This window comes from Pontibacter aquaedesilientis (assembly GCF_014773225.1).
Taxonomy (GTDB): domain Bacteria; phylum Bacteroidota; class Bacteroidia; order Cytophagales; family Hymenobacteraceae; genus Pontibacter; species Pontibacter aquaedesilientis.
The window spans coordinates 50,469-64,092 of record NZ_JACXAJ010000011.1 but is presented as its reverse complement, the minus strand read 5'-3'; the positions used below and the strand labels follow the sequence as shown (position 1 = coordinate 64,092).

10 protein-coding genes are annotated in these 13,624 nt (G+C 40.9%); 6 read left to right on the top strand and 4 right to left on the bottom strand.

Annotation, left to right across the window (positions count from 1 at the left end; genetic code table 11):
- Positions 1 to 3,306, top strand: coding sequence for a type I restriction endonuclease subunit R (locus tag H9Q13_RS16750; RefSeq protein ID WP_191184965.1), 3,306 nt, complete (start codon positions 1 to 3; stop codon positions 3,304 to 3,306).
- Positions 3,307 to 3,592: 286 nt separating this feature from the next.
- Here H9Q13_RS16750 and H9Q13_RS16745 read toward each other — a convergent pair whose 3' ends face one another.
- Genes H9Q13_RS16745 through H9Q13_RS16735 form a run of 3 tightly spaced genes read right to left on the bottom strand, consistent with a single transcriptional unit; the run spans position 3,593 to position 8,735 of the window.
- Complete coding sequence (locus H9Q13_RS16745; RefSeq protein WP_191184964.1) at positions 3,593 to 5,098, bottom strand: hypothetical protein; 1,506 nt, start codon at positions 5,096 to 5,098, stop codon at positions 3,593 to 3,595.
- Between the two features lie 2 nt (positions 5,099 to 5,100).
- On the bottom strand, positions 5,101 to 6,303 hold the full coding sequence (locus H9Q13_RS16740; protein ID WP_191184963.1) for a 3'-5' exonuclease: 1,203 nt from the start codon (positions 6,301 to 6,303) through the stop codon (positions 5,101 to 5,103).
- A 2-nt stretch (positions 6,304 to 6,305) separates the two neighbouring features.
- A complete protein-coding gene (locus H9Q13_RS16735) occupies positions 6,306 to 8,735 on the bottom strand; it encodes an Hsp70 family protein (protein WP_191184962.1) in 2,430 nt (809 codons plus the stop codon).
- 169 nt (positions 8,736 to 8,904) lie between these two features.
- On the opposite strand from H9Q13_RS16735, the gene H9Q13_RS16730 reads away from it, so the two are divergent.
- From H9Q13_RS16730 to H9Q13_RS16715, 4 genes are all read left to right on the top strand, one after another.
- Positions 8,905 to 9,738: an endonuclease NucS domain-containing protein gene (locus H9Q13_RS16730; protein ID WP_191184961.1), complete on the top strand. Its 834-nt coding sequence runs from the start codon at positions 8,905 to 8,907 to the stop codon at positions 9,736 to 9,738.
- A 348-nt stretch (positions 9,739 to 10,086) separates the two neighbouring features.
- Complete coding sequence (locus H9Q13_RS16725; RefSeq protein WP_191184960.1) at positions 10,087 to 10,428, top strand: hypothetical protein; 342 nt, start codon at positions 10,087 to 10,089, stop codon at positions 10,426 to 10,428.
- A 526-nt stretch (positions 10,429 to 10,954) separates the two neighbouring features.
- Positions 10,955 to 11,215: a hypothetical protein gene (locus H9Q13_RS16720; RefSeq protein WP_191184959.1), complete on the top strand. Its 261-nt coding sequence runs from the start codon at positions 10,955 to 10,957 to the stop codon at positions 11,213 to 11,215.
- Between the two features lie 12 nt (positions 11,216 to 11,227).
- Positions 11,228 to 12,223: a DUF3871 family protein gene (locus tag H9Q13_RS16715; RefSeq protein ID WP_191184958.1), complete on the top strand. Its 996-nt coding sequence runs from the start codon at positions 11,228 to 11,230 to the stop codon at positions 12,221 to 12,223.
- 251 nt (positions 12,224 to 12,474) lie between these two features.
- Here H9Q13_RS16715 and H9Q13_RS16710 read toward each other — a convergent pair whose 3' ends face one another.
- Complete coding sequence (locus H9Q13_RS16710) at positions 12,475 to 12,702, bottom strand: XRE family transcriptional regulator (protein ID WP_191184957.1); 228 nt, start codon at positions 12,700 to 12,702, stop codon at positions 12,475 to 12,477.
- A 324-nt stretch (positions 12,703 to 13,026) separates the two neighbouring features.
- On the opposite strand from H9Q13_RS16710, the gene H9Q13_RS16705 reads away from it, so the two are divergent.
- Positions 13,027 to 13,338: a hypothetical protein gene (locus tag H9Q13_RS16705; protein ID WP_191184956.1), complete on the top strand. Its 312-nt coding sequence runs from the start codon at positions 13,027 to 13,029 to the stop codon at positions 13,336 to 13,338.
- The last annotated feature ends 286 nt before the right edge of the window (positions 13,339 to 13,624 follow it).

The following is a 13,624-nucleotide window of genomic DNA, read 5'->3' as shown; positions in this document are numbered from 1 at the left end:
ATGGCTTTCCTTAACGAATCCCATATAGAAGAAGCGGATATCCAGTTCTTCGAAATGGCTCTAGGGTACCAGCACATTAATGCCTGGAAACATGAAAAAATTGGCAGAGATAGTCTGAAAGATGTTGTGCTGCGCGATAGGCTGATAAGTGCTTTAACGCATCTTAACCCTGATCTTCCTGGAAGCTGTTTAAACTACGCTGCTGATGAACTTACCAGGAGCCGGGCAAGCCTTACGCCTCTTATGGCGAACAAGGAAGTATATGAACTCATCAGGAAGGGTGTTCCTGTTACCTACACCAATCAGGAAGGTAAAGAGCAGAACGGATACGCGAAAGTGATAGACTTCAGTAACCCTAAGAGTCCAGACAACGAATTTTTAGTTGTATCACAACTGAGCATAGAATACCTCCAGACAGACACCATCACGCGCAGGCCAGACCTGTTGTTGTATGTGAATGGGCTTCCGCTGGTAATGATTGAGCTAAAGAATGCCACCGAAAAGGCAAAAGTAGGCTATGACAAAAATCTTAAGGATTACAAGCGGGATATACCACAGCTCTTCTGGTATAATCTCCTTGTATGTGTATCCAACGGAATAGAAACTAGGGTAGGAAGCTTTAATGCACCTTGGGAGCACTTTTTCACCTGGGTAAAGCTGAAAGATACAGCAATTGATCAGGAGCAGCTAACCCTTGACGAGGTAGAGGCAATCAGTGAAGAAGAGAACAAAAGACTTAGCCTGAAATTATTCGGGGAAGGTCTGTGCAACAAAGTAAATCTGCTTGACTACTTTGAGAATTTTGTTCTGTATCATAAGAACAAGGTCAAGATATTGGCGAAGAACCACCAGTTTTTGGGGGTGAACAATGCAGTAAATGCCCTCACACTTGCTAATACAGGAGGAAAGAGGGATGGAAAGCTAGGGGTGTTCTGGCATACGCAAGGCTCTGGTAAATCATACTCCATGATTTTCTTTTCAAGGAAAATCAACTACAAGCTAGACGGAAACTGGTCATTTCTCATTATCACAGACCGTAAGGATTTGGATGGGCAAATCTACAGGAACTTTGTAGAAACTGAGACAATCGTACTGACCAAAGACCAGAAACAGAACTATTACCGTCCCGCTACCCGAGAGAAGCTACAGGAATACCTGCAGTCAAACAGGACTTATTTATTCACCCTCATCCATAAGTTTGGTATAGAAAAGGGCAAGACCTTTCCTAAGCTGGCAGACCGTGACAACTGGATTGTGATTGTAGACGAAGCCCACCGTACGCAATACAAAGGCTTGGCTGAGAATATGCGTATTGGCTTGCCTAGAGCCCAGTACATAGCTTTTACGGGTACCCCACTGCTGCAAAATGAGCTGACGAGGGATTGGTTTGGACCTTACGTATCAGAGTACAATTTTGCGCAAAGTATAGAAGATGGTGCAACCGTACCCATGTTCTACAAGAAGAGCGTACCGCGTGTAGAGCAGGTGAATGAGAATCTGGTAGGTGAGGCCGCTCAGATCTTGGAGGATGAGAACCTGAGCGAAGAGCAAAGAAAAAAACTGGATAAAGAGTATTCTACCCTGTTGCACGTAGTTCGCCGTGACGACCGCCTGAATGAGATTGCCAAGCATATCGTGCAGCATTTCCCATACCGCCTGGATGCAGTAGATGAAAACGGAGCCAGAAAGCCCATGAAGGCCATGGTGATTTCTATTGACAAGTTCACAGCTGTCAGAATGTATGAAAAGGTGCAGTTCTATCTAAAGGAGGAATTAAAGGAACTCCATAAGAAAGCGAAGCTGGAAACGGACATTGCTAAAAAAGCGAGGTATGAGCGGGCCATTGCTTTCATGAAAGAGACGCGGATGGCGGCTGTGGTAAGCCAGGAGGGAAGTGAGCGGGAAGAAGAGGAGGCGTTTAAAAAAGAGAACTTAGATATCCGTCCGCATCGCAGACTGATGGATTACCCCAATGAAGATGGGCAGAACATTGAAGATTTCTTCAAAGATCCGAATAACACCTATCGCATTGTGTTTGTAACCGCTATGTGGATGACGGGTTTCGACGCTCCATCAGTATCCACGCTGTATCTGGATAAGCCGCTTCAAAACCATACCCTGATGCAGACCATTGCCAGAGCCAACCGTGTGATTGAGGGGAAGAAGAACGGATTGGTGATTGATTACTTCGGCGTGTTCAGGAACCTTAAGAAAGCATTAGCAGACTACGCGGAAGGCTCAAAGGGCAGGAACAAAGAAGAAATCCAAGAGGAGTTTCCAGTGCAAGAATTTGAAGAGCTCCTGGAGATATTGAATCAGGCTATCGCTGAGGCTAAAGAGTATTGCAAAAGTTTAGGAGCGGACATTGACGCCATTTTAGCCATTGGAGAGAAGGGCTTCCGTGAAGTGGAGCTATTCAACGAGTATGCTAACATCATTCTTGAAAAGGATGAGTACAGAAAGCAGCTTAACTTGTACGATAACACCATATCCACGCTTTATGATTCGGCCAAGCCTGAGATATATGAAATCCCAGAGGCCAAGAAAGCACGTGATGTGTTTGAGTATCTGCGGAAGGTGGTAGACCGTCAGGTAGATCAGGATGAAGAAATTGAGCGCGCCAAGAGAAGGATAGAGGAACTGCTGGATACCAGTATTGTAGGGCAGGGTGATCTGCAGGTTGCGCATGAGCGGGTGATCATGAAGACGGCCAGCCTGATTGACCTTAGTAAACTGAACTTCGCAAAACTGCGGGAGCAGTTCCCGGAGAAACAATACAAGCATATTCAGTTCGCTGACCTGCGTGAACTACTGGAAATCAAGCTGAAGCAGATGATGGGGCAAAACAAGATGAGAGGTCACTTCCTAGAACGGTTCCAGAGAGTGATAGATGACTATAACTCAGGCAGCCTTTCCATAGAAGAAGCTTACGAAGAACTGGTCAAGCAGGCGGAGGACTTGAGTGAAGAACAAAGCCGTGCCGCCAAAGAAGGGATGACGGAGGAGCAGCTTCAGGTTTTTGACCTTTTGAGCAAGGACAGAAAGCTCACAAAAGAGGAGGAAAAGCAGGTAAAGCTGGCAGCACAAGATCTCTTACAGGTACTGTTTGATGCTAAAAACAAGATTCTAATCCAAGAGTGGCACAAAGAGAAGAAGACGCAGGAAGCGGTAAGGCATAAGATTCAAGAGATTCTAAACGAGCACTTGCCTACTTCTTATGACAGAACAGTGTTTATGCAGAAGACTGATGTTGTGTTTCAGCACTTGTATGAGCAAGCGGAGCAGGGGTATGGTTTTGCAGCTTAATAATTTGTGCACTTAATACTATTTAATTTTACGAATGAGTTGTAGTGTTGACCTACTATTTAGGCTCCTATCAGGGCACGATTGACACTTATGTTTTGTGATTGATTATCAGACGTAACAGTTTTTCTGGCATCAAACAAAACAGGCCCTGATAACTATTAATCAGGGCCTGTTTAGATTTTTATTTATTACTTAAATTCGCGTCAGTATTAATTATAATCGATGTACTCTGTTACAAGAAACAAAAATGTTGACAAAGTCTGCTCATGTCTGGATTTTAGAGTAGTTAATTTGTGAATAAGGGAGCTCCGGTTTTCATTTCGTAGTATTCATTTTCTCCAGTCCCTTTTTTATTGAACATTTTCATTTGCTTTAGGAAAGCTCTCAAGTTATTTTTATTGACTTTCTGTCCATTGAGGTTGTTATATCCTTGTGACTGAAGCATAGAGATAATCTCAGTTGTTTTTAATCTATTATTATTCTTTAGGAATGACTGTTCTATAAACTGACCTGGTTCCTCACTGGGCTTTTCGCTACCAATTAAAGGTATAGGTTTTGTAGCTGCTTCCAAATCCATGGCTTCTTCCCCATCTTGTTTTACCATCTGAGAAACTACAGTATCTGTACTCCTTACCTCTGTAACTTCTTCCACATCGTGACTGGTTACTGTTGGAGTTTCATCTATATTCTCGGGAAAATCCTCAACAGAATAATTATCCGAGCTGATAAGGCCTTTGTCTTTCTCTGTATCAGTTGCCACATACCCTTTAAAAAATTTAAGGTTAGATTTCTCATAGCAGAAGTCATAGCAGTTTCCATATCCCAAGTAAGCACCAAGCCAAGTTATAAGTAATTCGCATTCCTTAGGATATCTGTCTTTGTAGGATCTGATCATATCCTGCATGGAGGTGTTAGCTAACTGTTGATTTCGTTCATTGAACTCATCAATTACTTTGAGAAACATTGGAATTGTAATGTAAAAACGCAGGCCATCCTTTGTTAAATTGTTAACAAACTTAACCGACCTGGTATCATTCTCAATCAGCTCAACTATATCTTTCAGGTTAATAGCGGATCTGGTGTAGTTCGTTTCATTAAGCAACTGATATATGTCCGTCTTTTCCAGTAAGGCTTCATTATAGGAAACTCCCATGTCTGTCAGTGCTTTCCTAGTAAGGATTTCAGCTGTCCTGTAAAAATAGCCTAAGGTAGTTAACGGATAATATGCCTGGTACATATACAGAAATACATAGTCAACCAGAGGGGTACCTTCAGGTAAGGTATTTATTCTTACATTGTTTCTGAGCTTCAAGGAAGCATCTAATACCTCATCTAAACCAAAAGCGTATGACGTCCCCCGATCAAATTCACTTGAAAAAACTGCAGCCAAGCATTCTGTTCCTCGCTTTGCCTCAGAACTAAAGAATGAGTTATTTATTTGGGTATATGTACTTTTGGAAAATATTGGTGGAGAGAATTTAATCTTGGCAGACTTCTTCAGTGTAACCGCTTTTTCACATTCTTCTGAAATAGGAAATACGGCTTCAATATCAGTTACCCTGATCAGGTAAGACTTTTCATCACTTTTAAAAAGTGAATTAGACTTAATAATCAAATAATTTTCATCATACACAAAAGGAAGGTACGACGTAAAAACTCTGGCCAGACTGCGTTGAAGTTCTTCATTGTTTTCTGTTGCTTCTACGGTCAAAAAGGCAGGTATATAAATATAACCAAATCTGAAAACCTGGTCAAACTGCTCACTGGTAAAGGGGGCGTAAATGTCTTTCATGATTAAAAGCCAAGATCAATTTCTTCTGTGTGAAATGTGGAAGTAGTTGGTTTAGTTATTGGTATATCAGTAACAATATTTTTATCTGAAATAAACTTCTCTATCAGATGGTGGGGGTTTCCAGTGTAGGATATATACAAGTTCTTTTTGCTTCTTGTCATAGCAACCATCAACAACACATCAGCTCTGTAATTTGAGATGAAAAGATCCCAAGACAGGAAGGGCAAAAATACATTATCGAAGTCAAGACCTTTTGAGCTGTGATATGTCATCAGGATAATGTCCTTGTTATCTTCTGCGTCCTCCAAGCTACCATTCCCGTTTCCAATATACTGAATCCTGATCCTGTTTGATCTTAGATGTTTATTCATGTCAATGTAATCAGGGTTCTTCCCATAGCCGTCTTTTTTCTCAACCCATTCAGGGGCATTCAGCTGCCTTAATAGTAGCTGTATAAATTTGATGATATCCCTGTGGGTTGGTAGAAGAATTACACTTGTTTCTTTTCTGTCCCTGCCGGAAGAGTCAGGACCTTTCAGTGCTTCCTTATAGATATATTCTGTTTCATGCTCCTCAAAATCAGCCATGCATAATGCAATGGATCTGTCAGGGGGAGTAAACTCTCTGTTAGCACTCCAGATGTTTGTTGAGGGGAGCAGCTTTTGGATTGCATTGATAATTGTGCGTGTTACCCTGTGGACGTAATTCAAGCTGACCTCTTCAGCATTTATTATCACCCCAATCTGTTTAGGATTTACAGTAGGTTCCTGTATGCCTGGAGCCATCTCATAAATGGATTGGTTTGAGTCACCTGCAACTACAATCTTTCCGTTAGGTTTTAATTTGCTTTTCATTAGGTTAAGGATGCTTTCCGGCAAATCCTGTACTTCGTCGCAAAATATATAGTCATAAGTTCTAAAAGAACCCTCGCTTTTAAATTTAAAGTATGTTATCACAGGTATGCTCGATGGCATTTCAAGCTCCTTCATCCCTGTTTTAAACATATCAATCATTGACCATGTGAATACAACTACACAGGTCTCAACGTTTGGATTACTTTTAATAATTCTTCTGAGCTTGTGAATTAGCAGAACAGATTTTCCGCTGCCTGCAAAGCCTTTTATCCAGAGGTTTTTGTCTATTCTGCTGTTAAAAATTTCCTTCTGATTCGGGTCCAGCCTTTCCTCACTGATCATCCATGCCATAGCTATTGAATTTTAATTAAGCCCTCGTTGCTCTTAATCTTTGTTAGATTCTTTTCATTCCATAAGCCAGCAGCTTTATGTTTCGGCTGACTTTCTCTTATTATCATCGCCATGTCATTTTTGCCCAGTTCAGAGGCTGTAGAAGCAAACCAGCTATATTCCCATTCGCTTAGTGAATTATTGTCGAATTTCTTTTTATAAATGTTAAAAGCTGTCTCGATTAAATCTCTTCCGCTGTCAGCAGACCTCTTATTCTGAAGCCTTCCTTTTTCAAGAAGTGCTTCCGGATCATTAGGGTCTAACTGAAGCACTTTTTCCAGCATATCCTGAAATTTACTTGCATCAGAAAGCTTGTACTGTAATGCCAAGTTAAATGCTACAGTTACATTGGAAGGGTTGGCTTCGTGTGCTTTCTTGTAGTATTCCAATGCCTTTACCCTATCACCTGCAGATGAAAAGAGAACACCTATTTGATTCAGATTGGATGTCTCAGGAAACAGGTCGTTCATTTCTTCTAGAGTTTGAGCTGCCTGTAAATCCAAGCCGGCATTTTTATAAGCCCTATACAGAGCCTCAAATCCATCTTTTGTCGGTCTGCCGCCGTTCCGTTCTGCCTGCAGGTTGAATTGTTTTTCCGCTATGAGCACTTCTCTTTCTTCAGTAGTTTTCTCTGCGTTTGAAAATGGAGCCAGGGGCTCAGCGATCATCTCAATACCTTCAATAAAAGCTCGCAGGCCCAACACCTTGTCGGAGCTGATCTCTGCCATAACCTTGACCGGTGTTCCTTTCCTCAATGTTTTGTTTTCAGGCATATAGAGCTTGAAATTGAAGAGCATTTTACGGGTATTACCTATAAAAATCGGTAGCTCAATAATCTCCTGATTATCTTCTGCAACCTCAAGGTCTTCAATTTTTGTTATTTCACTTGGTACCTCTGTACCGGCAGGCATGAGGGTCACTGTTCCTTCTCTTGTGAGAATCAGTATAGGTTCACTGGTTATTGGCTGTATCAAATTTTTGCGATAGCCATTAAATACCAAGGAATGAATTGCAGCTCCCTTGGAGACATGTGTTTGCAGATCACCAGGCACTAAAATTTCAGATTCTGGGAAGTGTTCTTTTATAGTTGCGCGTACATAAGGATTCTTGGAGCTTCCCCCAATGAACAGAACATAATCAATGTCTTCGTGTTCTAATGAAGCTTTTTTGATTGCTGATCTGATAGGAGTAAAAATGCTCTTAAAGGATTTTATGTATTCATACTTTTGTGGCTGACTCTCAGATGCATCTGAACAGAAGTACTTCATGGCTTCTGCAAACTGGCTGTATGACAAACTGGGTTTACTCAATGTCAGGGTGCCTAACCTCGGAATTCCAATATTGATGTCATAGCCGACTGATTCATCATTCAGTGCTAATGCATGTGAGGGGAGGGTATGGTTCTGATGCTTTAAGTTCGCTTTCTCACAGATGGTTATCTTCAGCTGTTCAGCAGTTTTTAAAAGCAAGGGTAAGATGTCTTTCTTGATTTCGCCTTTCCTGAAATCTGTAAGGCTGAGATTGTTCTGTTTAGCCAATTGGGGCAGCAGAAATTCCAGAGCCAGGTACTTGTCTATATCATCACCACCTATCTCATAGTATTTCGAAATGGACAGGTTCTTCGAATAAGTACCTTTGAGTCCATTGCCAATCTCCAGAATAGAAACATCACAGGTGCCAGCGCCAAAGTCAAATACCATCACGTTTACATTTCTGTGGTCAGGTACTTTCAAGGGTGATTTATCAGAAAATGATTCCTGTAAATAACTTATGAAAGCAGCATTGGGCTCGTCAATAAGAGCTTGTCGGGCTACTGGAATTCCATTTTGTGCTAAGGCATCAAGTAGTTCCTTCCTCTGATTTGCTTCGAAGGATGCAGGAATACTGAATGCATACTGTGTATGTGGTGCAAGATTGTTGTTCTTAATGTAATCCTCTACTCTAGATTTCAAAAACCTGACAAACAGCTTTAAGGCATCCTTAGGGTTTCTTAACTTAAGGGTTTCATTTTCAATTTCGCAATTATAATAAAGCGCCCCCGCATCCGTACCTAAGGCAGTCTTAAATGAATACCAGATATTTCTGCCAAGTTTGAAGCTATGGTTGTGCTTCAATTCCGCCGCACCCTGTCCAACGATAATCTTGTTGCGTCCAAGAGTTTTCAGGTAAGCTATTACGGTCGGTATTTTCTCTGAAGTATGGGTCCTGCCGTCTTCAAGTTCCTGCACAATTGGTAATGATCGGACGATAAATTCAGACGTAGCATTACTATGGGTGGCAATTGAAATTACAGTGGTGGATGTTCCAAAATCGATACCTACAAATGTAGTATCATCAATGCCAGAGCCTGATACTCTTACTGGAAGAAGGTTGTTAAGAGTAATATCTGTCATAAGTGTATCTCTGATTTGACCTGATTTTCCTGAGCTTTAAACTGTCTCGATGTGGGATGATGTGATGCACATAGGCATATAAATGTCAATATATAGGAATATTATATATAAATTTATTTATTCTGCAGGTATTTGTGAAAAATGTTCTTCTAACCTAGAGCTGTCTTTTATGTCTCCACTTTTCGAAAAGTTAAAATCATTGTTTACACGCTCAATTGGCCATAGTGCTGATATAGTAAAAGCAGGGAAGAGCCCAAAAAGAACAAGAAAGGTAAAGAGAAATACAGATAAAGAGCTTCAGACAATTGAGCAGATGAAGCTTATTGTCAGCAGAAATGGCTATTGTAGTATAAAAGTGAAGTCCCTGTTTCAGCTTTATGGCTATAAGCAGAGAGGCCACTCTAATGTGTTGCAAGTACGTGAGTGTCTGGAGAGGGAAGGGCTATTCCTTTGCAGAAAGGCAATGACAGACACTAACTGGAATAAAAATGTAAGAATCCACAGTTTTCCTGTAGAGCGACTGGGGGATATTTTCAACATGGAAAAAGAAATGGAGGATGCCTTTGCTATCAACCATTGGTATAAATTATTAGGGCTTGAAATGTGCCTGCCTGTAGATGGTACTGACCATATGTCTGACCGGCAATTCAAACCCGACGGAACAAAAGACAGACTGGACTTTAAGGCAACAGATAAGGAAGGAAATCACGTGGTTGTAGAACTGAAGCATAAGGATGGGGACAACAGATTGGTGGAACAGGCTTTAAGGTACCGTACCCATCTTATGAACCACTATAACACGGACAGGGTGCGATGTGTAATCATTACCGGGATAAGGTGTCTGCACACAGCTAAGGCCCTTTATGCTTTGCCTCTACAGGAGAGAGAGTTGATTAGATGGTATGTCTATAACTGGGATATACTTAGACCCGCAGATATTTCCTTTGTAGAGGTAACGTACGATTTTATAGCCAAGCACCTGACAATGGATAGTAACTGTTAACCTAGAGTGATAACTATATTGATCAGAATGCTTTTTATCTGACTTCAAATCTGAAATTCATATCTTTTTTCGCTTTACATCCAGTTTTTAAGCAACTGGTGCGGAGCATCGCTCATGCCATTTCTGCAAGGAAAGCTATTAACCACACTGCAGGAATTCCCCGATAAATAGAGTAAAAGCCTTACAGATCTAATAGTGGACATTATACTAAGATAGCCTTAAATAACAAGGCTGATATATTTTCCGGATAAGAATAAACGCAGGGTTCCCTGTAGAAAGCCCCCCACCCGTACCTGCGGGGCGGAGGTACCCCCCGTTGTTTTATTTCACTTAAAAAAATAAAAGACAATGGTGACAATTACCGATTTTAAAAAGCGCAAATCTGAAGATGGCAAGGATTTCAATGTGCTTTTACTGCAGGGTGACATTGAACTGATTCAATCCAAAGAATCTGGCCGGTTCTATGCTACAGCCAAGGTGTGCACTATCCCCTGCACATTCAATGACCTGATGTGTCAGGGCCTTATTGGCAAGACCCTCCCGGGAAACATTGAAAAGATAGAGTGTGACCCTTATGACTATCACATTCCCGGTACAGACGAGATAATTTCGCTGGCTCACACCTACTACTACGACCCAGTAGACAGAACCATGGAACAGGAGGTGTTCCAGATGAAACCTGCGGCTTAGCGCACTTAGGGTAGTCTAAAGGCTACCCTTTTTCTTTTCCTAACTTTCAGTCAATACGCTTATGCTATCAAAACTACTTCTTAGCCCAGAACCCAGCAGGTTTTCTAACAGTTGCCTATTCTTATCCAAATACAAACTCCAAAGGGCACATTGTCCTTTCGATGTAATCTGTATCAAGCCCATTAGAGATATCGGTATCGGGGATAGAAAACAGGTAGACAAGGTGCTGAGTTGGGATTCGGTAGTAATTCTCTATTTCATCAAGGGTAAGCTGTACCCTCATAGTCATTTCAGTTATAAACCTCCTGTGCAGTTCGTCGCTACGGGGGTAAAGTAGCTGAATTGGGAGTTATGCTGAATTTCTTAGGCATTGTTCTGTGAGATGGTTACTCCTCAAAATCAAACCACTGAAAGAACGTAGCACGACCCATACAATAAGCTGCAGTCAATGGGGTAGGGGGAAGTCTAGCTGCACTTCCCCTAAGCTGCACTGATAATCTTTTCACAACTTCAACTGATATTAAGCATGAAGAAACCACTTATTATTCTGCACAATGATTCTTTAAATGGAAGCCCACAAAGCAATAACGCCCTATCACAACTGCAGGAATTTGTAGACCAAACTTGGGAAAGAGAAAAGAAGAAATTCCAGGAAGAGACAGGATACATTATTCAACCCACTGACTCACTGGAAAAGTTGATGAAGCTTTGTCAGGCAAAAGGGCTCACGCACCACATGTTCTTCCATTTAATGGTAATCAAGTCAACCATATCCAAGCAACATTAAGAAATGATAGTTATGAAAAATGTACTCATGAAGGTTAATTCTCAATCAGAACATACTACAAACAGTAGCATGGGGGTTGACGTACAGTCTGCCTCTTCTGCTTTCATAGAAGCCAATACCTTAGCCATTCAATTAGCAGAGCTTAGTCAGGACCATATCATACCAGTCTATGTAAAGGATAACGAGCCATTAATCAGCCAGTCAGACTTTATCCAGATAACACAGGATATAGTTTCCATGCTCTATAGTGGAGAACAAATTCAGCCCCCACAGATTCGATGCAGCCATCCTATTAAGGGCAGGGTGCCAGAGGCCAAGGATAAGCCCTCTAATCAACTGGAGGAATGGGAGAAGACACTTTATTATGAGCGAATGATGTTTGCCTTAGAGATTCCATCAGTAGTTAGCATGATAGACGGAAACAGACTCAACCTCACAGTAGGAGGTGTAAAGGCATACAATCTGGATAACCTCTACGGTAGGAAAGGGGCTGGTGAGTACTTCAAAGTGTTCATTGGTTTTCAGAACCAAGTATGCACTAACCTATGCATAAGGACGGATGGGTATTTGGCCGACCTGAGGGTAAGCAGTTTGGACCAGCTTCATCATAGTATTCAACAGCTGATAGGTTCATATAACTTGCAGTTCCACTTGGAACAGATGAGAGCCCTGACTGAACACTCCATCACGGAGCGGCAGTTCGCACAATTGCTGGGTCGCTGCAGGATGTATCATCACCTGCCATCTAAAGAGAAGAAATTAATTCCACCAATGCTCTATGGGGATTCCCAACTTACAACTGTTTGCAAGGATTACTATAGAGACACTGCATTTCGCAAGCAGGAGAATGGTGACATTTCCCTTTGGAAGTTTTACAATCTACTGACAAGTGCAAATAAATCGACTTACATAGACCAGTTTTTAGACCGTTCGGTTAATGCGCTGGACTTTGCCGCTCAGATACAGGGTGCTTTAAATGGAAGAGATACAAGCTGGTATCTAGGTTAGGGTATTGGTCCCAGAGGTATGGTGGGAAGTAATCCGTAAAGGTTGCTTCTTGCCTTACTTCGATGAAGTATGTTACAGTTTGATAAGAGTCAAACAGTCTTTCAGTCTTCTTACTTGCCTTTGCGAGATGAAAAATTACTTCGCTAAAGCGCGGCGGAATGATAGTCCAAAATATTGGGGAGAATAATCCTGGCCTAGCTTATGATGGGAGCTTATTGAATGAGAGTAAACTCTCAACAGCACGGTTAAAATCAGAAGCCCTCGGAAAAGAACTCCTGTAATGTCATTTTATGAATGGCTAGTACTTTCAGCAAAGATCTCATAGTCAGGTTAGCTTCTCCTTTCTCCAGCCTCCAATACTGCATACGCCCTAGGTCGTGATCCAACGCAAAGGATTCGTAGCTTTTATAGCCTTTATTGATTCTGATTGCTTTCAACCTGTTCCCGATGGCCTTTAATATCTCTTCTTCACTCTCCATGAGCGAAAGTTGAGATTTATATAGTTTTAAGATTACACCATAAAATTATACACCATATATTGTGTATATTGAATAATTGATATACTTTCACTCTAATAAATTTTAGCTCATCAAAACTATGAACAGGATTATTCTATTTCTATCATTTCAGTGGAAAGGCTTGATGTAGCAATGATTTAGAACTGCCATCTTAATTAGGTTTAACTTTAAAAGATATAATAAATGAAAGCTAGTATCTTGACACTATGCATATTCTTCATTGCAATTGTAAGTACCTCGGCTCAAAATATGCTAGGACATACCCAATCAGAAATAAAGACTAACATGAAAGCCTACTATCAGAATACTTGGGAAACGAGGGGTGATCAACCATATGGTAATAATGGTATTTTTATTAAATATAGGCACAAAGATGACCCCTTTATACTGTTAGATTTTGTTGTCATAGATGATGTCTGCGTTCGTATTACGAGACTGATGCCTAAAGAAATGCTTTCAATGATGATAAGCACTTTAAATGAAGAAAATTATCGTGAAAATGAGAACGTATGGGTGACAAAAGACATGAAGACGAAAATAACAGCGAAAGTAGAGAAAGATAAATTTCTGGTTTTAATCTATGATCCAATCTTATAAAGCCGGAAACAACTTTATAAATCACTGATCAAATTAAATAGAAAGCTACTGTGGGATTCTCTGTCCCTTCTCGCCTAGCTAGATTACCACGGACTGTATGGGTATATGATTAGACTGATAAATAAACAAAGTGATAACAGTATGGCTGCGGCTTTTCCTCAGATAGGTAGTTTCTCAAAATTGAAATATCAACTGATGTATAGTTAGTCTGAGAGGAAAACACTAAAACTTACAGCTTGAAAAATTGCTGTTGCAAAACATGTAAAACGTGTAAAAAGTACAAAAC

Excerpts from the sequence above, each read along its gene's own strand:
- H9Q13_RS16715 (WP_191184958.1), top strand. The coding sequence starts at position 11,228 with ATGAAAAATGTACTCATGAAGGTTAATTCTCAATCAGAACATACTACA.
- H9Q13_RS16730 (WP_191184961.1), top strand. The coding sequence starts at position 8,905 with ATGTCTCCACTTTTCGAAAAGTTAAAATCATTGTTTACACGCTCAATT.
- H9Q13_RS16740 (WP_191184963.1), bottom strand. The coding sequence starts at position 6,303 with ATGGCATGGATGATCAGTGAGGAAAGGCTGGACCCGAATCAGAAGGAA.
- H9Q13_RS16710 (WP_191184957.1), bottom strand. The coding sequence starts at position 12,702 with ATGGAGAGTGAAGAAGAGATATTAAAGGCCATCGGGAACAGGTTGAAA.
- H9Q13_RS16720 (WP_191184959.1), top strand. The coding sequence starts at position 10,955 with ATGAAGAAACCACTTATTATTCTGCACAATGATTCTTTAAATGGAAGC.
- H9Q13_RS16725 (WP_191184960.1), top strand. The coding sequence starts at position 10,087 with ATGGTGACAATTACCGATTTTAAAAAGCGCAAATCTGAAGATGGCAAG.
- H9Q13_RS16705 (WP_191184956.1), top strand. The coding sequence starts at position 13,027 with ATGAAAGCCTACTATCAGAATACTTGGGAAACGAGGGGTGATCAACCA.
- H9Q13_RS16745 (WP_191184964.1), bottom strand. The coding sequence starts at position 5,098 with ATGAAAGACATTTACGCCCCCTTTACCAGTGAGCAGTTTGACCAGGTT.
- H9Q13_RS16750 (WP_191184965.1), top strand. The coding sequence starts at position 1 with ATGGCTTTCCTTAACGAATCCCATATAGAAGAAGCGGATATCCAGTTC.
- H9Q13_RS16735 (WP_191184962.1), bottom strand. The coding sequence starts at position 8,735 with ATGACAGATATTACTCTTAACAACCTTCTTCCAGTAAGAGTATCAGGC.